Annotated in this window: 1 protein-coding gene (cut by a window edge); it reads left to right on the top strand. The window is 70.2% G+C overall.

Annotated features, from left to right (window positions below; genetic code table 11):
- Positions 1 to 23,353, top strand: partial view of a hypothetical protein gene (locus tag IU448_RS10175; RefSeq protein WP_195055347.1) — the 3' portion only. It extends 6,974 nt beyond the left edge of the window; the window shows 23,353 of its 30,327 coding nt (coding positions 6,975–30,327); its start codon lies off the left edge, out of view; the stop codon is at positions 23,351 to 23,353.

Raw genomic sequence — 23,353 nt, 5'->3', positions numbered from 1 at the left:
GAATCGGACAGCCTTCACAGACGGGAGTCTCGTACCCGGTGATATCGGTCCGTTCTCCGACCATCTGCTGCGGCGCGGCGCGGACGGGGACGTCGAATATCGGAACAATCGGATGGCCCGGTCCGCCGTCGACGCCTACATCGAGCGGTTCGCCGAGGTGCGGCAGCAGTTCGCCGACGCCGACCACGCGGACTGGCATGACCTGGGGATGCGGCGACTGGCCGAACTCCGCGAGCACGCGCTGCCTCCGCTGCGGACCGATACCGGCCCCGACCAGCGATCCGATGTGGACGATTACCAGGTCGTCGACCAGTACACGAACCGGTACGGAAGTTCGGACCGCCTCAACGGTGTCCACGCGACGGTCGATTCCGAGGGAGCGCTGCGGTTCCAGGTCAAACGCGGGGAGGGGACGCTCAACGGCCGGGGAATGTTCCAGGAGGCGATGCGCCGTCTCGGACATCTGGTGACCGAGGTACGCGGCGAATGGTCCGGGGCCGACGAGCTGCGGGACAACCTGGACACCTTCAACCGGCTGCTCGGCGACAACCCGGAGATGACGCTGGAGGAGGCGGCGGCCTGGACACATACCGGCAAGATGGCGCGAGAGCACGGATACACCAGAGTGGTCATCGACCCGGCCGATTTGATCGGCGCGCGGCCGGATTACGACGGCGCGGTGATCCGTTTCCTGCGGCCCGAACCTTCGGCGACGCGTCCGCAGGGGTATGACGACAGGCCCGAATTCCTGGGCAGGCCCGACGTACCGCGCGACGACAGCGACCGCGGTCACGTAGACCCGTCCGATGCCGAGTGGCTTGCCGCCCCGGCCGATCGGTGGTCCGGGCTCGAGCCGATGGAAGTGGGTCTGCGACTACGCGAGGTGATGCGCGAACTCACCGGGAACCCCGAGTTCGAGGTATACGGTTTCGGTTTGCCGGAGCTGAATCCGACAGTGGTGCAGGAGTTCGCCCGCTCGGTCGTCGAGATGTGGCAGCGGTATCCACAGGTCGATCTGCGCAGTGCCGGGATCGCCGAGATCGGCACTGCGATCGCCTCGGCCAGAACAGAACGCGACGACGTGACCGGGGAAATGCAGACCCGATCGATCACGTTGAACGCCCCGTTCGCGCGTAGTGCGGAGCGCTTCCTGGAAGTAGTGCACACCTGTGCCGAAATCGGGTACTACAACGAGAACGTTCTCATCCGGCCCGTTTTCGGGATCATCGCGCACGAGTTCGGCCATGCGATCGAATCCGTGGGTCACCGCGAAGCCCGGTGGGTTGTCGAATACGCACTGCTCCAGCATTACGCGCACGAGGTCGGTGGGCCGGTGACGGAGTTCGGTCACTGGCTGCGCAGCCGGCTGCCGGGCTACGGCTTCCACAAGGACGGATCACTCTTCGAGGGCGAGGCACTTGCCGAGGCGTTCGCCGAAGCGGAGCTGGCCAGGCTGCTCCCGGAGCCGGAGCGCCCGGCACTGTCTCCGGTGCGGCAGTTGGTCTACGACCTGCTGCTCTCCTATGTTCCCGAATCGCCCACCGCCGCAGCGGTCAGCGATGCCGGAGCCGCGCCCCGCTTCGAGCGTCGGACGGCAGAGGATCTGGATGAGCCCGACCTGTTGGAAATACCGTTCGACGAGTCGGATCATCCGGCTGAAGGTCCCGACCATGCCCGGGCGGAGCAGCAGCGCGGCGAAGAGCTCGACTTCGTGCGCGCCGGTGATGCACTCTGGTCCGCGCGGCCGATGGAACCGGCTGCGGCCGAGGTGCTCGCGTTGTTGTCGCGTACCCAGCTGGGGCGGCGCGCACTCGCGGTGTTACTAGAGGCCGGCGCGACGATCCGGTTCGACGCGGACCCGCAGGGCGCGGACCGGCCCGGCGGTTTCAACGGCCGGACCATGGAAGTGGTGGTTTCCACCGCGGGCCGTGACCAGTCGGCGCAGGCCGGTGCGATCGTCCGGGCGGCGGCGCTGGCGGAAGCTGTTCAGGCCGGCCGGGTCGAGGTGACGCCGGCCCGGATCCGGGAACTCGACCGGGAAGCCCACGTATCGGCACGGGTCGCGGCGGAGGCCGAAGCCTTCGCCCGCCAGGCCGGATTCCACCGGGAAATGAGCGACGCCGGGTACGACCACCCGGGCGGACTCGGCATCGATGTGATCGAGGATCTGCGCCGCCGGGAGGTGGCGCAGGCCCACCGGCGCGCGGTGGAACAGGCGTATCTGGAATCCGGTGACGCCGAGCTCCGCGCCGGTTCCGATCCCGATCCCGAATCGGTGCACGCGGCCGGTGTTCGCGCGCTGCTGGGCAACCCGCTGTTCGACAACCCGGACGATCCCGCGATCGGTCTCAGCGGACGGTCGGAGGCGGGTTCGGAGTGGGATTCGGTCCAGGCCCCCTCGAACCGCACGAATATGCGGGAGTACACGCCCTCGTCGGCGGAGGCAGCGCGTGCCGTCGAACGCGCGGTGCGCGACCAGGCAGCGGCAGCCCGGGTGGCGGAGCGCGCCGCCGCGGAGTGGGACCGGGTGGCCGGCCGGCTCCGGGAAGCCCTCGGGCTGCGGCCGGGGCAGGAGTCGCTGTCCCGGGCGGAGGTCTACAACGAGCTGGACATGCGCTCCCGGCTCGTCGATGACGCCCGTATCAAGCACGACATCCGCGTACTGGAGGACCTGACCGACCGGCATGCCCGCGCGGTCGCATATCGCGAACGGCTGCTCGGCGACATCACCGCGGCGGTGCGCCGGGATCTCGCGGGCACACTCGGCTCCGGCGACATATCCCCGGATCAGGTCCGGGTGCACCTGGACGAATCCGGAGTTCTGTACGTGGTCGAGAACACCGGCCCGGCGGATTCCACGGAACACGCGGCGGATGTGGTCGCGCGGGCCGCCGATCCCGACCCGCCGGTGCAGGAGCGCAGTACGGCCTCGCAGCGTGCGGAGGAAACGCGCAGTGCTGCGCTGAAAGCATTGCGCGCAGCCGGCGATCGGGCGGTTCTGTGGGAATTCCCGCGCTGGGTGACCGAGACATTGCAGCAGCACGACGTCCGAATCCGCTCGAGCGCGGATCTCGACGCCCAGACGAACCGACCCCGGGGCGAGCGGGCACAGACAGGCCCCGCGGCGGGATACGATCCGATCACCCGGACGGTCGCCCTCGATCCGGCCGACACCCCCGCCCAGCACGCCCGCGAACTCATCGCGGCGGCCCGGATGGCCGAGCAGTTGGCGGACGTGGATGTTACGCGGGAGCGGATGGGCCTGCCCCGGGACGAATACGTGCACGTGATGCTCGATCGCCTGGCCGATGCCTACGCGATGTCGTTCCGGCTGCTCGTCGACCCACACCGGGACACCGAGAAGTCGGAACTCACCGATCCGCTGGCGAAGACGTATGCCGATGCCTTCAAGGACGCGTACCGGCTGGCCGAAAAGGCATACGGGAATCGCCGAGTACTCGGCGGCTCGTACAGCTACTTCTACATGGCCGCCCATCGTGCGGGTTTCCGCGCCGTACTCGACCACCTCGACACGCGCGGGCCACTGATCGACGGTTCGACGCACAGCGAAGTCTTGGCCGCCTCCTGGGATCGTGCCCACGGTGTGGCGCCGGCCCTTGCCGCCGACCCGCCCGCACCGCGCCCCCGGCCCGGCGACAACCCGCGGGACCAGGCGTTGCGGGCACTGGGCCTCGCCGAGGAGATCGAATCGCAGCGGATGCTGCGCGATCTCGGCCGGTTCGTGCCGGTCGGTCCGGCCGAGCGCGCTTACACCGACGCCTATGACAAAGCTCTGGCCAGGGCATGGCGTGATCGGCGGCCCGGTGCCGAAGCACCCGAGCGGGTCGCCTACGAGGCCGGAGTCGACGCGCTGAAGGGTTACCTCCGCAAGACCGGGCTCGCGGAGGCCGAGATCGCCATGGACGTGGTGCGCGCCGTCCACTCCGACGACCGCGGCAAATGGGGCATCCCCAAGGCGGGCCGTAGCGATACAGACACGCCGGAACCCGAAACATCCGCTCGGCCAGAAGACGACGGTGATGTGGCGCGTCGGGCACTCGACCGGATAGTGGCGCACCACCCTGGCCGGAACACCACCGGCGACGAATCGGAGCGGTTGACCGACCGGGTCGCACGTTATCCGGGCAGTACCGGCCACGGCCGTCCGTGGTTGCGGGTCGTGGCTGCTCCCGGAGATCATCTCGCCGCCCTCATGGAGCTGGCGGTGGCTCATCCAGAGTACTCGAATGTACTGTGGGACGGGTCGCATGCGCTGGACTATCGGACTGCGGAGCTGGGTCCCGACGGCGAGCCGAAATCGGTGCACATTTCGTCCGCCGAGGCCGAAGGCCGCTTCCGGCACCCGGACGCTTTCGAAGCCGTCGACTTGATGTTGGACAGCTATCTGCGGTTCCGGCAGGCCGGACAGACCGCTCTCGGGTTCAACGACTGGATGAAGCAGTTGGGGCCCGACGCGTTCTACACGAAAGCGGATGACCGTGCTGCCCGGCGCCCCGGCTGGCATCGGGCCGGGACGCTGCGCACCGAGTTCGTGCACCGCGGACACCAGCGGGTCCTCGCCGAAGGGATAGCACCGGACGCACCGCATCCGGCGGCCGTGGCCCACCGGATGCATACCCGGCAGATCATGCTGTCCGATGCCACGCCGGCGCCGAGTCATCACCGACTCGAAATCATCAAGTTCGGCGTGAGCCACGTATCGGTCATGCTGGAACCCGACGGCCGGGGCGGCTGGCGGGTTCCGGCCCCGGTCGGCACCGGCGGTAGTTCGCAGACCTTCGCCCGCTATTTCCAGGGCATGTCCGAGGCTACGCCGGAGAGCCTCGCCGCACGCATTGCCGGTGTGCTGAACGACCCCGCCGCGGAGTTGAATTCCCGGGGTAAACCCCGCGGTCGATTGAGCAGGGCCGTGGGCCGGTTGTCCTTCCGTTCCGGCCGGGACCCGGAGGCGATTGCCCCGGTCGACGATCCGGGTTACTTCGGCCGGGATGGTGCTGCGCCGGACCGCGCGTCTCCCAGCGACGACTCCAAGACGGCGCTGTCGAGTATCGAGAACGCGCTCGACAACCGCTCGGATGCGCAGCGGCTCGGTGCGCCGGACGACGACTGGTCCGGTCTCGCACCGGTCGACGTGGGGCTGCGATTGCGTGAGGTGATGCGGGAGCTGACCGGTGACCACGGTTTCGAGGTGTACGGTTTCGGCCTGCCCGAGCTGAACGCCGTTGTCGTGCAAGAATTCGCACGTTCCATCGTCGATATGTCCCGCCGGTATCCGCAGGTCGATCTGCGCAGCGTGGGTATCGGGCATCTCGGCGACGCGATAGCGGTGAACAAACCGGTGACCGACCCGGTGACCGGACTGGTCCGGGCGGATTCGATCGCACTCGACGCCGCCTACGCCGCGAGTGCCGATCGGTTACTGCAGAAGCTGCACAGCGGTGTAGCGGATAACGAATACAATCGGAACACTCTCATTCGGCCGGCCTACGCCGTCGGCGTGCACGAGTTCGGGCACGCGGTGGACTACGCGGGCGGACGCGCCGCGCGACCGGCGCTCGACCGGGCGCTCCGCCGGTACTTCAGCGATAATGCCGGCGGTGACCCGGCGGCTTACCCGAAATGGTTGCGCGACACGCTGACCGGATACAGCCTGCGCCCGGACGGCCGGATCGACCAGGCCGAAGCGTTGGCGGAGGCATTCTCCGAGGTCGAGATGGCCCGGCTGGTCACTGGCCGGGAGCGGCCGGAGGTCAGCGAACCGCGGATGCTGATCTACGACCTGCTACGCCATCATCTCGATGTCCCCCTGCAGGACCGGGGGCCGGTCGCGGGTGTCCCGGGCGATTCCCTGGATCATCTGCGCCCCGGCGACCCGGTCGATTCCGGTGTGCCCGGCCGGGACTCCGGGGACGACGAATGGTCGAAGCTGACCCTGGCGGAAATCGGGGACAGACTCCGCGATCACGTGCGTGCGGTGACCGGGAATCCCGATTTCGAGGTGCGCGGTTTCGACTGGGTGCCTTCGCCCGATGCCGGGCTACGTCGTTCGATGGACGGCGACTCAGGGCGCAGGCGGGAAACTATGGATATGGCGCAGGTGCGCGAGTTCTCCCGGGCCGTAGCCGATTCGGCGTCCGGACACCCCGGGATTGCCTTGCGTGGCGTGGAAGTCCTGCCCGGGCAGCTGTCCCATTCCGCTGCGATCGATGCGGTGGACGGGTCACTGCGGTTGGTCTCCGGCTGGTCCTACTCGACCGAGCGGGGAGATCTGGGATCGACGTACCGGAACACCGCCCGCGTGGTCGCCGCGACGATCAATCGACGGACCGGGCGGCTGGCCGAAGAGCTGGTCGGGGAAGCCCTCGCCGCGCACTACTCGTACAACCGGCTGGGCGAACAGCACCGGCTCGCGTTCACCGACTGGATGCAGAGCACGTTCGATATCTTCGGGACCGAAAGCGTCGGTCGAAGAGTCGGTGTGAAGCCGGAAACGCTGCTGGTCGATGCGTTCGCCGAGGTGATGGTGCGCGGACGCGACCGGGCGGGGCAGCATTTCGCCCTGCTGCACGATCTCCTGGTCGCTCAGGACGGTGTCGAGCCGCGTGCCACCGGGTTCGACCCGGATGTGGGTTTGCACCGGCTGGTCATGGCCGAACGCGCCGAATGGGCGCTGGGGGCGCCGTACAACGACGAGTGGTCCGCACTCACACCGGGCGAGGTGGGCCAGAAACTGCAGTCCGACCTGCGGGAAATTCTGGGGAAACCCGACCTGGCGGTGTTCGGATTCGACAGCCCGGGACTGCACCCGGTCATCGTGCGGGAAAATGCTCGCGCATTGACGGATATGGCCCGCCGCTATCCGATGGCGGATATCCACAGCGTGGGATTCGGTTACGGCTACCACCTGGCACTCACCTTGCCTGCGCCGGATACGGAAACGGGGGCACGGCGGGGCGCCCAGATCACTTTCGACGAACGGTCGGCGAAAAGTATCGGCAGTTTCGCGATGGAGCCGATATCCATCGAGTACTACTACGCCCGGAACTCCGGTGCGCAAACCCGGCCCGTCTATACGAATGCCGTCCAGCAGTGGGCGCGTGCACTGGATATCGCCGGCCGCAAGTCGGCGCGCAAACTGGTCGATAATGCGCTGCGCGTGCACTACTTCGGCCAGAACCTGGGCGACGCGACCGACGAGGGCTACACCAACTGGCTGAAATCCGAATTCAGCGGACACGCTTTCGAGACCACGTCGGGCGAATTGGAACCCATCTGGGCGCTCGAGGAGGCATTCGACCAGGTGGTGACCCACGGCCGGGATACCGCGGGCGCACATATGGTGCGACTGCACGATCTGCTGGTGCGAGCGGCGGACCGGAATTCGCCGAGTGCGGTGCTCGGGCGGATGTGGGACCAGATCCGGTTCGCCCGGGTCGGACTGGAAACGGCCGCGTATGAGGCGATGTGGCGGGTTTTCGACAAACCCGCACCGGCCGACCCCGAGTTGGGTGAACGGCCACCGGCCGAGCCCGCGCGTGAGCCGGACTACGGCACCGCGCCGGAGAACACGCCGGACACCCACGACGACACCGCGCCGCGGGACGTCCCGGACCACGGCACTGCGCCGGAGGAGGCGGCGCCGGTTCCGGACGATGTGCACGACGACGCCGAACTGCTCGGTGTCCCGGACCAGGACGAATGGTCCGGCTTGTGGCCGATGGAGGTCGGTGAGCGGCTGCGCGACCACATGCGCGATGCCACCGGCAATCCGGATTTCCAGGTTTTCGGGTTCGACATACCGGATCTGAATCACGAGATCATCCGGGAGTTCGCGCGCGCCGTCTCCGATATGTACCGCGACTTTCCGCAGGCCGATATCCGGTCGACCGGTATCGGGCAGGTGCGCACGGGCGTACTCGCCGACGCCGGACCGGCCTTCGACAACGAGTCGGCCACCTTCTACACCGGCGATATCACGCTCAATCGGGAACATGCGACCGACCCCGAGGATTTCGTCGGTCGCGTGCGCGAGAGCGTGGGTAACGATCAGTTCTCGCCGACCATGCTGCGCCGGCCCGTCTACGCGGTCACGGTCCACGAATACGGTCATGCGCTGGACCACGCCGGTGGGCTGCGCGCCGGCGGCGGGGCCCAGAATCATCTCCTGCAACGGGCGGCCGCGGACCCCGACGCGGATTTCGGCGAATGGCTCGGCCAGCTCAGCGGTTACAGCCTGGACGACGGCCTCCTGCGTGGGGACGAGGCGGTGGCCGAAGCCTTTGCCGAATACCTGATGGGCGGCACCGACCGGGCGAGCCGCGATGCGGCCGCCGTCCGTCCGGTCCGTGAACTGTTCGAGCTGCTCATCCGGCACGCCGAGAACGAAACCGGTATCGCGGCACCGGGCGGTCCTCCGGAGCGGGGGCGCATGGATGCCGGCCGGGGCAGTGAAAAGGGGGACACCGACCCTCCCGGCCCCGAAGCGAGTGCCGGGGGCGGTGCGAAGAAGCCGCCTGCCGGGCCGCCGGATTCGGCGGCTTCACCGGAGGACCCCGGCGACGGCCGATCACCGGACGACGGATCCGGCGAGCAGGACGGTCCCATCACTCCCGATGCGGTCGTCTTTCCGCTGGTGCTCGATATCGGTGGCGAGCGCATTCCGTTCTACCTGGTACCCGACGGCCCGGGCCGCTGGCGGCTCGTACCGCAGAGCGAGATGCAGATAGCCCCGCGCAGCGAAACGCGCGACGACCCGGAGAAAGGGCTGCGGTCGGCCGAACCGGAGCGGCCGCTGCCGGCCAAGATACGCCGCGAAATCGAGGCGATCCGCCGAATGTGGCCGTACCGCGAGGAACAGGTCAAGTACCCGTCCGGTTCCGGCTGGGACAGCAGGGGACAGGCGGCCATTGCAGACGGTGTCGGCGGGATACCCGATATCGCGAACCCGGCGCCGCCGCCACCCGCACCGCCGCCGCCGACCCCGGACCATCCCGTAATGGGGCCGGCGCCGGAAGCAGGTCCGCCCGATCCCACGCTGCTGCGCATCGCCCAGCAGACACCGGTGTGGATCCGCAACCGTGAGCACATCCCGCTGTTCGGCCGGCTGTCGGCGCGGATGCGCGATACGGCAGGCGAATTCCTGCCGATGTATTCCGACGACAGCGGTACCGAATATCAGCCGTGGCTCACCGACGGTGACCTGGATGACGCGCGTGATCAGTTGCTCGAACTCCTCGACCTGGACCGGATCACCCCCGAGGCGGCGCTGCGGGATCTGCTGGCGGTGGCCGGCCGGCCCGACGCCGACCCCGGACAGCAGCAGCAGATCCTCGCGGATTTGCGCGAGCGCGGGCTCATCTCCGACGAGGAAGCCGCGGGCCTGGCCGACGCACTGGCCGCGGAACGGGAGCGGGGCCCCGAACTACCCGTCGGGCCCCCGCCCGAAGGCGAGAGCCTGACCGACGCCGCCCGGCGGCTGCTGGCTGTCGACCTGCCCGACGACAGCCCGGACACACTGGCCCGGGTCATCGACGAACAGCAGTACCGGGTCGCCCGCGCGGCCGGGGCCATCGAGGGCCTGGCCGCCGCCGTCCGGCGCTATCTCGTCGAGCAAACCCTGCCGTACACCATGCAGGACCCGCCTCCCGCGGCCGACACCGAAAGGGGCCTGCCGCGGACCGACCCGCCCGGCGAACTGGACTGGCCGCCACGGCGTGCCGAGGACGCGGACGACGACCTCGACGGCTTCTTCGACGACGACGGTTTCTTCGACGAGGACGTTCCCGCCTCCGAGCGGCCGCGCCGATTCGCTGCCCCGGATCCGGCAGGCCGGGCGGTGCCGTTCCTCGACGAGGTCAGCTTCATCGACCAGAACCCGATGGGCCGGCTGCTCATCGAGATCCTCGCGGCGTTCGGGCACGAACCCGGCCTGCTCGCCTCGACGGTCGTGGAAAACGGCGCCGACCAGCTGCCGATGTGGGGCGACGCCCACGAACTCGGTCGCGACCAGGGGCTGCGCCGGTTCTTCGAGAACGCCTTGCGCCGCGACCAGATCCGCGACGAGCTGGCGAGCTGGGCCGCGATGCGCGACCTCTCGCTGCAAGATCTGCTCGCCGATCCCGAGGGACTGGTGGACCGGTTGCGTGCCGAAAACGTGGCGCGATCGCAGCGGGTCGCCGAATTCGCCGACGCGGTCCGGCGCACCCATAGCGAACCCGAGCTCGGTGAGCCGGTGGGGGAGCTGCTGAACCGGCAGGTCGTGCGGATCGCGGGCGGGGACGGGCAACCGGACCGGCTGGTCGTCGCCGACGGGCCGCGCGACCGCAACCAGGTGCTCGCCGACGCGCTCGCCGCCGATCCCACCCTGCAGCGGCAACTCGACAGCGGCGAACTGGTCCTGGACTACCGGACCGCCCGGCGCGACTGGACCGGCGAATCGGTCCTGGATCCCGCCGCCGTTCCACCGATGCGCTATCTGCGCGAAACGATCGCCGGCCGCGACCTCGAGGTGCTGCTGGTGCGCGGCGACGACGGGGAATGGCACCAGTACACCGGCTCCGCGGACGCCCATCGGGCGGCGCTCGGCGAACAGGCCCCGCGCCCGGCGCGGCAGATCGCCGCCGATATCGCCGCGGCTCTGCACGAACTGGGCATCGGTCCCGACGCCGTGTTCGCGGACAATCTGCGCCGGACCGTGGCGGATCTGCTGCTGGACAATGCGGTACGGGCGGTGCAGGTGGAGGCGCTGGCCGATTTCATCCGGTCCGCCACCGATATCGAATTCTTCAACGAACTCACCGACGCGCGCAGTCAGCTCGCCGAACGCCTCGGGCTCAACCTCGCGCCCGACCCGCACGCCCCCGAGCGGACAGCAACACCGAACACGGTGGCCGACCGGATGGCCGACCGCGGTCAGCGCCGCGCGCTACAGGGCCAGCAGTTCGGTGATCTGGCCGAATACGCGAAGCGCCTGCGCGAATTCGATGCGGCCGCCGTGGATGCGGCGCGAAACCGCCTGGCTGAGCGGCTGGTATCCGACGAAATGGCGCGGAAGATGGCCACTGTGACGGCAGCCGAGCGTGCCGGGGTCGACCGGCACGTCGCGGCGCTGCTGCGGCCTCGGTATCTCGAAATGCCGGACGGGACGCTGAAGATCGCGGTGGATGTCCGGGAGATCGATCCCCGGAAACTCTTCCAACTGGTGCGTCGTTCGGAACGTGACGGCCAGGGCGGTCCGGTACGCGATGCGCTCGCCGAGTTCGTGACCGCCCTGTTCGGTATCGACCCCTACACCGATGTCCCGGCCGGCGATCGAACGGCCGACCCGCGGATCGCCGACGGCCGGTTCCCGATGCACGACCGCGACGCCATGGGCGGTTTGCGCGGACTCATCGCCGACGCTGTCCGGGCCGTCGACGCCGACGATTTCGCGCAGGCCGTCGCCGACGCGGCGGGCCGGCCGGACAGCCACCGGATTCCCGATGACGACCCGGATCAGCGGCCCACCCCGAACCGCGACTGGGCCCGATTGGTCGGCGTCGATCTCACCGACGCCGGCGATGCGAAATTCGTGGAGATCTACGAGGCCTACCGCGATGGCCGGATCGAGAATCACGAGGGTCTGGCACCGGTCGAGCTCGCCGCCGAACTCGACAAACTACGGCGCGAGGTACGCGACCGGGCCGAACGGATCCTGTCCCTGCTCCGGCTGTTCGACGAGTACGCCCGCAACGCACGGCCCGATGTATCCGGTGCGGAGCCCGGCCGGCTCGTGGACGAGTCCGGGCAGCCGCCGCATGGACCGGAAGGTCCGGGTTCGCCCGGACCGGATCGCGGTTTGCCACCGCAGCCCGGGCCGGAGAGTGGTGGGATCCCATCGCAGCCCGGGCCGGAGACCGGTGACACGCCGTCGCGGTCGGAACGGGAGAGCACCGAGACCCCGCCGCAGCCCGGGCCGGAGATCAGCGAGACTCCGCCGCAGCCGGGGCTGGAGAACGCCGAGGTGCTGTCCCGGGCGGATGTCGAGGGGACGGTACCGTCGAACCCTGGGCCGGAGATCGCTGAGTCGCCGCCGCAGTCCCAACCGAAGGGCGGTGGGGCGCCGGCGCAATCGGGTTCGGATGGTGGCGCAGGCGGCCGGAAACCACCGGTGGCGCCGCCTGCCGCGGACGGGGATCCCGACGACGGCGCCGACCCCGGCGGGCGATCCGAGAATGCGCCGCCGGCCGCCCCGCTGCCCGAAACGCATGCGGAGCTGATGGACTGGATCGAGCTGCGCCGCGCGGAGATCGCCGTCGACGCCGCCGCCGACGAGGCCGCCTGGGCCCGGCGCCGGGCCGCGGATCACCCGGACGACCACCTGCTTCAGTTCCGGGCCGAGCAAGCCGAAAGACAGCTCGGTTATGCGCGCGACCGGCTCGACCGGGTCCGGCTCGGCCAGGCGGACAGCGTCGCGTGGCGGGCTCGGATGGAAGCCGAAAGCCTGCGCTTCCTGGCCGATATCGACCCCGGCAACTGGTTGGCCGAACAACGCGCGGTGCTGGCCGAATGGGTCGCGCGGATGGCGCAGGATCGGTCGCGCTGGTTGCAACAGATGTTGGGCGGCCCGGACGGAGGCACCCCGCCCGGGCCGGCGGCCGGTCCGGACGACAGTCGTCCCGATGACGGCGGCCCGGACGCGGATTCCGGCCCGGACGACAGCCGTCCCGATGACGGCGGCCCGGACGCCGGATCCGATCCCGAAGCGCAACCGTCGCCGCAACCCGCCGATCCGCCCGTAGGCTGGGCGGTGCCGCGCGATTCGCTCCCAGAGCCGCCGGCCGGCCCGGGCTCCGAGCCCGAACGTGCGGGCGGCGAAGCGAATGCCGTCCAACGGGTGCCGGCCGCCGATGCCGCCGCGGAACTGTCCAGGTTTTCGGGCGAGCAACTGCCGGCCGTGGGCGAGGGGCCGCGGTCCGCGGGTGACGAACCCGAGGAAGTTCCGCCTGGGCCCGAGGACAACCGGAACGAGTTGGTGCCGGCGAGCGAGAAACCCCGGCCCGGCAGCGACGAGCCGGAGCCCACAGCCGAGAAACTCGAGTCCGTCGGGCGGGACCCCGAGTCGGCGGGTGCGAAGCCCGAGTCCGTCGGGCAGGAGCCCGAGTCGGCGGGTGCGAAGCCCGAGTCCGTCGGGCAGGAATCCGAGTCGGCGGGTGCGAAGCCCGAGTCCGTCGGGCAGGAGCCCGAGTCGGCGGGTGCGAAGCCCGAGTCCGTCGGGCAGGAATCCGAGTCGGCGGGTGCGAAACCTGAGTCCGACGGGGACGAGCGGGGGGCCGGGGGGCCAGAGCCCGGTGATGCACCGGATCCCGAGGGGCCGCAGCCGATACCTGGGAACGAGCGGCCGCAAACCGGCGACGGACGGCTGAAGCCGGCGGACGCGGAGTCCGTCGATGAGGGGAAAAAGCCCGAGACCGAACGGCATGAGCCCGAACCTGTGGGGCCGGCGGCCGAGGGAGATCCGGTCGGCGGCCCGCAAGCAGAACGGGATAGCAGCCAGGACTCGGATGACTTGCTCGCCGAGGCACTTACCGACGCGATCCGGCGGCGCGACGCGCTCACGGCGCGAATCGCCGAATTCGCGTCGGCCCTGCATACCGCGGTGGCCCCGGGTGCCTTCGAACCCGAACGGATCGAAGCCACCGTCCGCGACCTGCGCGGCCGGGATCTCGATACCGAGGACACCCGCCTCGTCGACGAGATCACCGAGCTCATGCCCCAGCTGATCCGCGCCGACACCGAGGTTCGCAACCTGGCCGGCCGGATCGAGTACGACCGGCTCCAGCGCGAGCGGCAAGGACTCGTCCGGGAACGGGAGTTCCTGCGCGCCAAGATCACCGATCGCGCCCGTAACCTCGGGCTCGAACATCCGGCCGGCTGGACCGCGCTCGGACCCGATGCCCGCGAACAGATCATCCTGCGTCTCGACGAGGAAACCGGCTACGACACTGTCGAATACGACGGCGGAATCGACGAGGGACCGCGCCGGGATCGGTCGCCGGTCGCCGAGCAGGTGCGGCAGCACCGGCGGGAGCTCCTCCGCAAACTGATCCGGCAGACCACCGAGTTCGACGAGCTCGGCGCCCGGCTACGGGAACTGGACGAGCAGATCAGCGGATCGGAACGGGATCAGGACTATTTCGACCGGCCCCGGCCCGAAGAGGTCGCAACCGAACTGGAACGGCTGGCCCGCGAGCGCGCGGCGGAGCTACAGCGGATCAAACCGCGCCGGGTCATGCGGGACGACCTCGCAGGACGGCTCGGGCTTGTAGACGAAAACGACGAACTGACAACGAGTTTCCTCGAACCGGGCGAACTCGATGCGGTGATGCGGGCATTGCGCGACGGCGCCTACCGCGAGTTCGGTGAAGGCCGGCTGCGGCCTTCGCATTACCAGCGGCGGCTGCTACAGATCGATGCGCTGGCGGACGCGGCCGACGATGTGAACCGGGCACACAATCGGATCGGCCGGTTGCAGGACGATATGGCGCGTGTCGCGGGTGTCTGGCGCGGTCTGGTGGAGGCCGAGGGTGGCCGGATGGTGACCGGCCGGGTCGGCCTGGTCGACGGCGACGAGCCACGGATCATCGTGTTCGGGCCGCGCCCGGACCCGGCGAACCCCCGGGCCGATCACGACGCGGCCTTCTACGACGCGGTGCTGAACAACTCGGCTGTCGCGCAGGCCTTGGTACGCCCGGAGACGACGGTGCAGTACCGGCGGGTGCTCGTCGACCGTGAGGACAACTGGCGGGTCGACGACAGTATGGCTGCGCCGGAGGTCGAACGGCTGAGCACCGGATGGGTCGCCGGTCGCCGCCTCGATATGACGAGATGGCGCGACAGCGAGGGCAACTGGCATCCGGTCGACCCGACCCGGCCGGACTGGGTGACCAACCGCGACGGTTCCGAACTGCCGAAGAAGTACAGCCAGAAGGACCTGCCCGACGGGGTCAGCGGCTGGGCCAGCGAGGACGTCATCAACGACATCACCCTGCTCGTCGACGACGTGCCCGCGATGCCCAAGGATGTATCGCTGCCAGGGTCGGCTGCACTGCCCACCCACAAGATTCCGGAGAGCACCTTCCCGGTGAACGCGCCGATGGCGCCGACCCAGTACGACACCTCGGGCATCGATCCGAATGCGATCTTCGGCCAGCACTGGGGCGCAGACGCCTACAACGTCATGCGTTTGGTGCTGATGGCCGCGCTGGTACCGAAGCATCCGGCGGTCAAGGCGTGGATCCAGCGGCATCCCGAGATCGGGCGCTGGGTGCAGGCGCGGCCGTGGCTGCAGAAGCTGCCGCCGTTCGGCACGGTGTTCCGTGGCTACGAATGGTTCGCGCCGCCGGAAACCGATGTGCAACCGATGCATCGCCGCTGGCAGGAATACGAGCATCTACCGGCTTCCGCGCTGAACGAGGTCCCGGAGGGGCTACGCCGCGAATGGGAACGCGAGGCCGAACTGTGGGCCGAGGTGCAGCGTTGGGCCGATGAACAATACGACCACTTCCTGAAAGACCCCGGCGACCTGGACCGCATCGCCGGAGGTATCGAAGAGTATCGGCGCGATCAGCAGCGGGCGGCGGCCCGCGAGTTCGTCGATCTGGTCCGGCGGCGTCTGGTCGAGGAACTGGGCGGGATCGAGCCCCTGGGCGATATTCCGGCTCAGCTGGCGCGGATCGAAGCGGCCGTCGACCGGGTGGCCGAGGAGGTCGCCGATCGTTTCGTAGACGACGATGCGGAAATGGTCCGCAATACGGTGGACCAGGCCCGCGAGCTGCTGCTGGGGGTGGTGGACCCGGCAGATATCGTGCCCGGCGCCGACCCGGACGAAATCGTGCGGGCCGTCGATCCCGGCGAGATCGCCGACCGGCTCGTCGGCCGGATGCGCGACGATGTTGCGCAGTTCACCCCGGACGAACTCGAGCAGATCAGAAACCACCTGATGGGAGACGTCCATTGGGTTCGTGACCCGGACGACCCCACCGGGCAGCTGATCCAGCGGCCGATGGACCGCCTGGCCGATATCGCCGAGGCGTGGCACCGCCTCCGCAACGGAAACCCGCTGCCCGCGGATTTCGTGCTGCTCCAGGACGCGCTGGCCGAGGCACAGTACCTGATCGACAATCCGGGCGCCACCTGGCAGGCGGCCAATACCTATGCCATCGGCCAGGGTTATCACTGGGACGCCCAGCGCCCGCCGCTCACCGACTGGCGCGCCGGTCGCCGCTACGCCCTGTTCCCCGTCCAGCCGGACCCCGCCTACCTACCCCCACCTGTCCGCGACACCGCCGCGCCGAAGCCCCTTCCAGCAGCCGGCGGCGACACCCGTGAGCTGCCGGATGCGCCGGAACTGCCTGCGCGGGACGGGGACACGCTCGAGTTGCCTGCTGTGGAGGGGCCTGGCCGGTCCGGTCCGGAGGGTGGTGACACGCTGGTCTGGCCGGTTGGGCCGGTGTCGCCCGGGCGGGACGGTGATTCGCCTGAGCTGCCGGTGGTGGAGCAGACAGGTGCGCCTGGGCCCGCGGTGGGCGACACCCGCGAATTGCCGGACGCGCCGGAACTGCCTGCGCGGGACGGTGACACGCTCGAGTTGCCGACTGTGGAGGAGCCTGATCGGTCCGGTCCAGAGGGTGGTGACACGCTGGTCTGGCCGGTTGAGCCGGTGTCGCCCGGGCGGGACGGCGAAACGCACGAGCTGCCTTCCGCAGCTGAGACCGGCGAGCAGTCCTCTGCGATCTCCGGTGTGGAGCCGGCGTTGCGTCCGCAGGACCCGGGCAGCCGCGATCCGGAGGACCCCGATGACACCGGCGGGCCGAAGCCGGGCGGTGCGGGGGCTCCGCCCACCCGGGGGCCGGGCGGCCGGCCCCCGGTCCCTGCCGGTGATGGTGCGGAACCACCGGGGGACAACGGGGCGGCTCCGCCTCCGCCCCCGGACGAACCGGGCGGCCCGGATGACCCCGGCGGGCCCGGCGCGCCACCGCCCGTCGGACCCGGTTCTTCGGCGCATCGGACCGGTAATCCGATGCGCGACCTCCTCGCGTTCCTGCGCGATCAGGCCGACCAGCCCGCTCAGCGCACTGCGCAGCCTTTGACCGGGCCCGCCGCCGACCACGCGCGCCGCCTCGCCGAACTGCTGGACAGCACAGCCGTTTTCGGTGAGCTGCGCGCTCCGCTCGCCGCGCTGGCCGAACTCGCCGAAATCGCCCGCGCCCGTGGGTTCCTCGACGATCTCGGCAACGGCCCGCGGATGCGGCACCCCGGCGATTTTGCCGATCTGACTGTCGACGAACGCTACGGCGACGAGCAGTACTGGCAGCACGAGGCGGACCCCGAACTCGCCGCCGGGATACGTGCGGAATTGCGGCCGGCCGGCCTGCCCGTGGCGGAACCGCAGCTGCCACCGGGCCGGGCCGATGGTGGGCTGGAAGCCCGCCCGCCTGTCTCCCCTGATGCCGCCCAGCCGGGTCGGGACAGTGACTCGACGCCTGTCGAGCCGGCGGACGGTGACCCAGGTGCGCCTGTCGAGCCGGGAACCGCCGCCCCCGTGAACTCGGCCGACCCCGGCCGTACCGCCGAACCCGCAACACCCGCTCGGCCGGAATCCGCGGCGGAGTCCACACCCTCCAGTGCGGTGGACCGGCCCGAACAGGCAGGCGCGGACGGTCGCGGAGTTCTGGAGTCGGAAACCCGTCCGGGTACCGGCGTACCGCACGCGGAGCCCGTCGCCGTCACCGCCGACCGGTTGGCTCACCGACTCGGCCTGGACGATGCCGCACTCACACCCGATCGGCTGGCCGCGACGGTCGCCGACCAGCGATACCGGATCCTGATGCGCGCGGCCGCGGTCGAAGCCCTGGCGGCAGCGCAGGCCCGGCTGGACGCCGCCACCGATCCGGCCGGCCGGGCCGCCCGGCAGAACACCCGCGACATCTGGGCCGGCCTGCTCGGTATCGATCCCGCAGAGCTGAACCGCGACCCGGGGACGGCGCTCGACCGCGCCCGGACCGAAGCGGTCCGCGCGGCCGACGCGCTGGCGGCGCTGGCGGACGCCATCCAGGCGGCCCGGCTGGAGCCGGAATCCGGCAGTGAGCCACCGGCCGCCGGAGAAACCCGCCGCTACAACATTGCGTTGGACGGGGAATATGTGCCCGCCCGCTTGGTCGCCGACGACGACCATGGCTGGCGCGTGGCGCACGCCGAGCGCAGCGCCGCGCCCGAACCCGCCGAGCGGGCTGTCGAGCCCGCCGCGCCGGCCCGGCGGAAATCCAGGCTGCGCCGGCTCTGGGAATGGGTGACCGGCGCCTACGTCGGCGAGATGCCGAAGTATCCGTCCGGTTCCGGGATAGACAGCGCCGGACAGTCGGTGCTCGCCGATATGGCCGGGCTGCCGCTGCGGAAAACCGAAGATCCGACACCGGGCGTACCCGGCGATGAGTACGAGGTTCTGCAGACCAAGTTCAGTCCCGTTCGCATTCTCAAGGAAACCGCCGAACTGTGGAAGAAGCGGGAGTTGCTGCCGTTCGTGCGCCGGTTCACCTCCCGGGTCGCCGATCAGAGCATCGATATTCCGCCGCCGCGGGACGAGAACGGCGACGAATACCGCTACTGGCTCGACGAAGCCGATCCCGAGTTGGTGCGCCGGGAGCTGGGGGTCGAACTCGACGACCTGAAACGGCAGGCGGCCGGAACGGACCGGGCACTGCCCGCCCCGGAAGCAATCCCCGAAGCCCCGGCTCGCGCCGGACCGGACGGCGAAGTGGTGCCCCGAAGCGCGGGCGAAATCGCCGACTGGATCCACGAACTGGCCGAAGCCGACGCACAGCGTGCCGCCCAGGCCGCGGTGCTGGCCGAGATGGCCCGCGAATTCGGCGTCGATCCGGTCGATCCGACGCCGGAGAACGTCCGGCGCGTTCACGATCTGATCCGCTATCAGCAAGCCCGCCGGATCGGTGCGCTGACCGGACTGGCCGATGCGGCGCGCCGGTACAACGCCGAGGACGCCGATATCGCTTACGGCGATGACGCCAGCTTCTTCGATACGAACCCGCTGGCCCGGTTCCTGCGCGAGGTCGACGTCGCATACGGCGAGCCGTCCCGGGCACCGGAGTGGCTGCCGGAGCTACTGCGGCGCCGGTGGCCCGAACGGCAGAGCCTGCTCGGCTGGGCGGGCGTGAGCAACGGCAGTGAACCGATGCGCGAATGGGGCGACCTGTTCGACAGCGATCAGCCCGGACGCGACGACGGCACTCGCCGCTACCTGGAGCGGGCGCTGCGCCGCGATCAGATCCGCGACGAACGCGCCGTCTGGGCACAGGTGCTCGGCGATATCGACCTGAACACACTCGGCCCCGACCAACTGGCCGATGTCCTGGCAGCGCAGCTGGACCGGATCCAGCAGGCCGCCGACCGTGTCGACGAGTTCGGCCGCCGCGCCGCGGAATTCCTCCGGCACGATGCCGAGGTCGAGGAGCTCACCGGCCTGATCGGCGATATGGCCGGGCAGGAATGGGTGCTCGCCGCCGGCGGGGTCATGTTCGGTGACCCACCGGGTATCGGGCTGCTGCCGCCCGGACAGCCGGGAGGCCCACTGCGGTTGGCCGTGCTCGACGGCCGGCTCGAACACGATCGAGTGCTGGCCGACGCGCTCGCCCGCCACCCGGATCTGGCCGACGCGGTGAACAACGGGGACCTGGACGTGCTCTACAAGGTCACGCACGTCAGCCCGGGCGACCCGCTACCCGACGGTGGTTACGGGCCCGAACGGATCATCGTGGCGGACGCGGGCACACCGCGCGTCCGGCATCTCACCGAGCAGATCGAGGGTCGCCGGCTCGACGTCACCCTGGTCGACGACGGAGACGGCTGGCGGATCGTCCCGGACGAACCGGATCCCGGCGGGCCGCGTCCAGCCGATCGGACGCCTGCCGAAATCGACTCCGGTATGCGGGAACTCGCCCTTCGGCTGGGCATCGCCGACGACGACCTGGCGGATCCGCGCCGCCTCGCCGAAGAACTGTCCGGCCTGCGCGATGCGAACGAGATACGCGCCGCCCAACTCGAGGCGATCATCGACCATGCCCGCACGGCCTGGGACGTCGACACGTACCACGAGGTCGCCCAGGCCCGCGGTAATCTGGCGCATCGGGCCGACCCCGACGGCGCGGCACCGGTGACCGCGCAGCGGGCCGCCCGGATCATCGCCGACCCCGCTACGCCGGGGGCACGCCGGATTCAGCAGATCGCCGGAATGCTCGACTACGCGAAGGCGCTGGCCGCACTGGACCAGACGGCAGTCGACGCGGCGACCGCGCGGCTGATGCGGCGCCTCGACGCCCGCACGGATACGGTCGCCGTGACGGACCCCGGCCGGATCGACGCCGGTATCCGCGATCTCGTGTACCGCACGTACGCACACGCCGACCTGGTCGACGCCCTCACCGACTACCTCTCCGCGCTCGCCGACATCGATATCTTCGACCCCGCCGTACACGGCGATCGCGCCGTCGATCCGCGCGTGGGCCGGGCCGAGATACCGGTACATCACCGGGCCGTCCGGCATCTGGTAGATCTCATCGCCGACCTGCGTCATCTCGCCGACGCCCCGCAACGCATGGGCCTGCTCGATGCGGAATCCGATCTACTACCCGCCGGCGAACTCGGTGCCGGCCCCGATTTCGCGCGCACGATCGGGGTCTACCTACCGCCCGCCGACCTCGCACGCTGGGACGATGTCCTCGACCGCTTCCGGCGCGGTGAACTGAGCGAAGACGGTCCCGAAGTCGTCGCGGTGCGAGCGGAACTACAGCGCTGGAACCGGGTGTACGAGATCTATCGTGACGGCCGGCTCGACAAGGACGAACGGCTGACACCGGCCGAACTCGCCGCGGTGCAGGCCGAACTCCGCGGCGAGGTGACCCGGCGCGCCGGTGATATCGATGCCCTGGCCGAACTCGCCGGGCAGGCGGCGCGACAGGACGAAGCCCGGTTGGTAGCGGAAAGAGAAAGGGCCGAACTCGCCGTCGAACGCGCCCGGGCAGTTCTGCCGCCACCGCACCGCGACCTGCCCGTCGACGAAGCGGATCTGGCCTCGCATACAGCATTGGACCGGCGGCTCGAGGAACTGCGTGGACGGACCACGCGAGTCGACGAACAAGAGGCATACCAGCGCCGGCTCACCGAGTACGAGGAGGCGGCCCGACGGGTGATCGACGCGGAGACCGAACTGGGCCGGAGAACGGCCGAACTGGAACGCCTCGCGGACGGCGGACCGTCGCCCACCGCAGATCCGGAACTGGAGGGCACCGGCCCCCGAGAACTCCCGCCGGCGCACTCCTGCCCGGCCGAACAACCCCGCCGGGGACCCGAGCCCTCGCCCGACGACCGTCCGGAAACCCGGATGCGCACACCCGGTGGGGCCGATTCCGTGACCGGCGCACAGCCGGATGAGACCGGTCGAGTGCATGGTGAGCGTGACGGTGCACCGTCAGGCGAGCAAGGCTTCCCGGCAGGCGACGGGCCTCGCCCGCAGCCGGATCAGGGCCCAGCCGGTGAATCCGTGCAGCAGGATGTGCCCGGTCCGGTGTCCGGCGACCGTAGTCGTTGGCTGTCGAGCCCGAATTCCGGCGCGGATGCCGTGCGGCCGGGCGAAACCGGACCGCGCGCCGGTGCGCGTGGGAATGTGCGGCCGGATGGGGCCGAGCCGGTAGTGGGTGAGCGTGGCGGTGCGCAGCCGGGTGAAGCCGACAGTCCGGCGCCGGGTGACCGCGGCCGCTCGCAGCCGAATCCGAGCCCCGAAGGCGAGCCCGAGCAACCGGAGGCAGGTACCGACGAGCCCGGCAGTGCGACGCGTCCAGGCGAGCCCGGTGGCGGATCGAACGCCCGCGCGGACCGCGGCGGGAACGGTGATCCGGATCGTCCGGACGAGGACGGCACCGGGAACCGTCGCCCGCTGCCCCCACCGCCACGCGGTTCGTCCCTGCGCTCCCACATCCCGCATCCACCGCACGAATGGGATCCGGACTTTCCGCCCTTGTTCCGAAACGAACGCCGGCCGTGGCCGGTGCCGCTCCCGGATATTCCTGAGCCTCCCGTTCCTCCGGTGCCGCCGGTTCCGCCGGTTCCGCCGGTTCCGCCTGTGCCGCCGGTTCCGCCTGTGCCGCCGGTGCCGCCGGTTCCGCCGGTGCCTCCGGTTCCGCCGGTTCCGCCGGTTCCGCCGGTTCCGCCCGAGCCGTCTACGCCCGTGCCGCCCGTGCCGCCGATACCGCCCGAACCGCCGACACCGCCCGAACCGCCGACACTGCCCACGCCGCCGGTGTTCCCTGTCCCGCCTGAACCACCCGTGTCTCCAATTCCGCCGGCCATACCCGAGTCGCCGCCCGTGCCGCCGGAGCATCCGGCGTCGTCCGAAACGCCGGTGCCGCCGGTTCCGCCCAGCCGTCCGGAGCAGCCCGAGCAGCCGGGCTCGCCTGCTCCGCCGATTCCTCCTGGACCGATGCCGCCACCGGACCCCGGTCCACCTCGGTACCCCGGGCAGTCGCCGGTACCGGCGCTGCCGGAGTGGCCGGTGTCTCCCCATGTGCCCGCGCCGCCGCAAGGTTCGCCGCCGGACTATCCGCGTGCGGAACCGACGGAACCACCGCTGTCCGCGTACCCCGCTGCACCGGATCAGGTCCGGCCGCCGGCTCATCCGTACCCGCCGGGTCATCCCCCCGGCGGCTCCCCATTGCCCGGAGCACCCGGTGGATCCGCGTCCGCGGATCAGTACCCGCCAGGAGGTCAGGTCCCGCCAGGTATGCCTTATCCACCGGGAATGCCGCCCGGGCCCAGCGGTGGTGCGCCACAGAACCCGCGGACCGGCTACCGCGGGCACCGTGGGGTTCCGCCGGGGGGCGGGTCGGCGGGCGTCGCGGAGGGCCCGTTGGTCGTCCGGCCGTTCGCGGGGTTCGGGGTTCCCTCGGAGTTCGACCCGTACACCGGGGCATTGCAGGCGGCGCCCACCAACCAGGGTCGCGTCAGCGGTCTCTACGGTGAGATTGCCGGAGTCCCGGTGATCCTGTACCGACTGCACGGGCGCCTCGCCCTGCGGATCGGCACCCACACCATCGACCTCGACGATCAGGTGATCGCCGAATTGGACACCGTCGCCTATCGGACCACTCGCTTCACGCTGTTCCAGGGCGCCACCCGTCTCGGCGAGCTCACGTATCGTTCGCTGCCGGAGGAGCTGGACTTCGCTGCCTATCTGCGCGATGTGCTCGCCGATCCGCAGCGCCGTGCGCGGGTGTTCGGGGAATGA

It is taken from the genome of Nocardia flavorosea, assembly GCF_015477805.1.
Taxonomy (GTDB): Bacteria; Actinomycetota; Actinomycetes; order Mycobacteriales; family Mycobacteriaceae; genus Nocardia; species Nocardia flavorosea_A.
The sequence above is the reverse complement of the archived record's forward strand: the minus strand, read 5'-3'. Positions and strand labels throughout refer to the sequence as shown.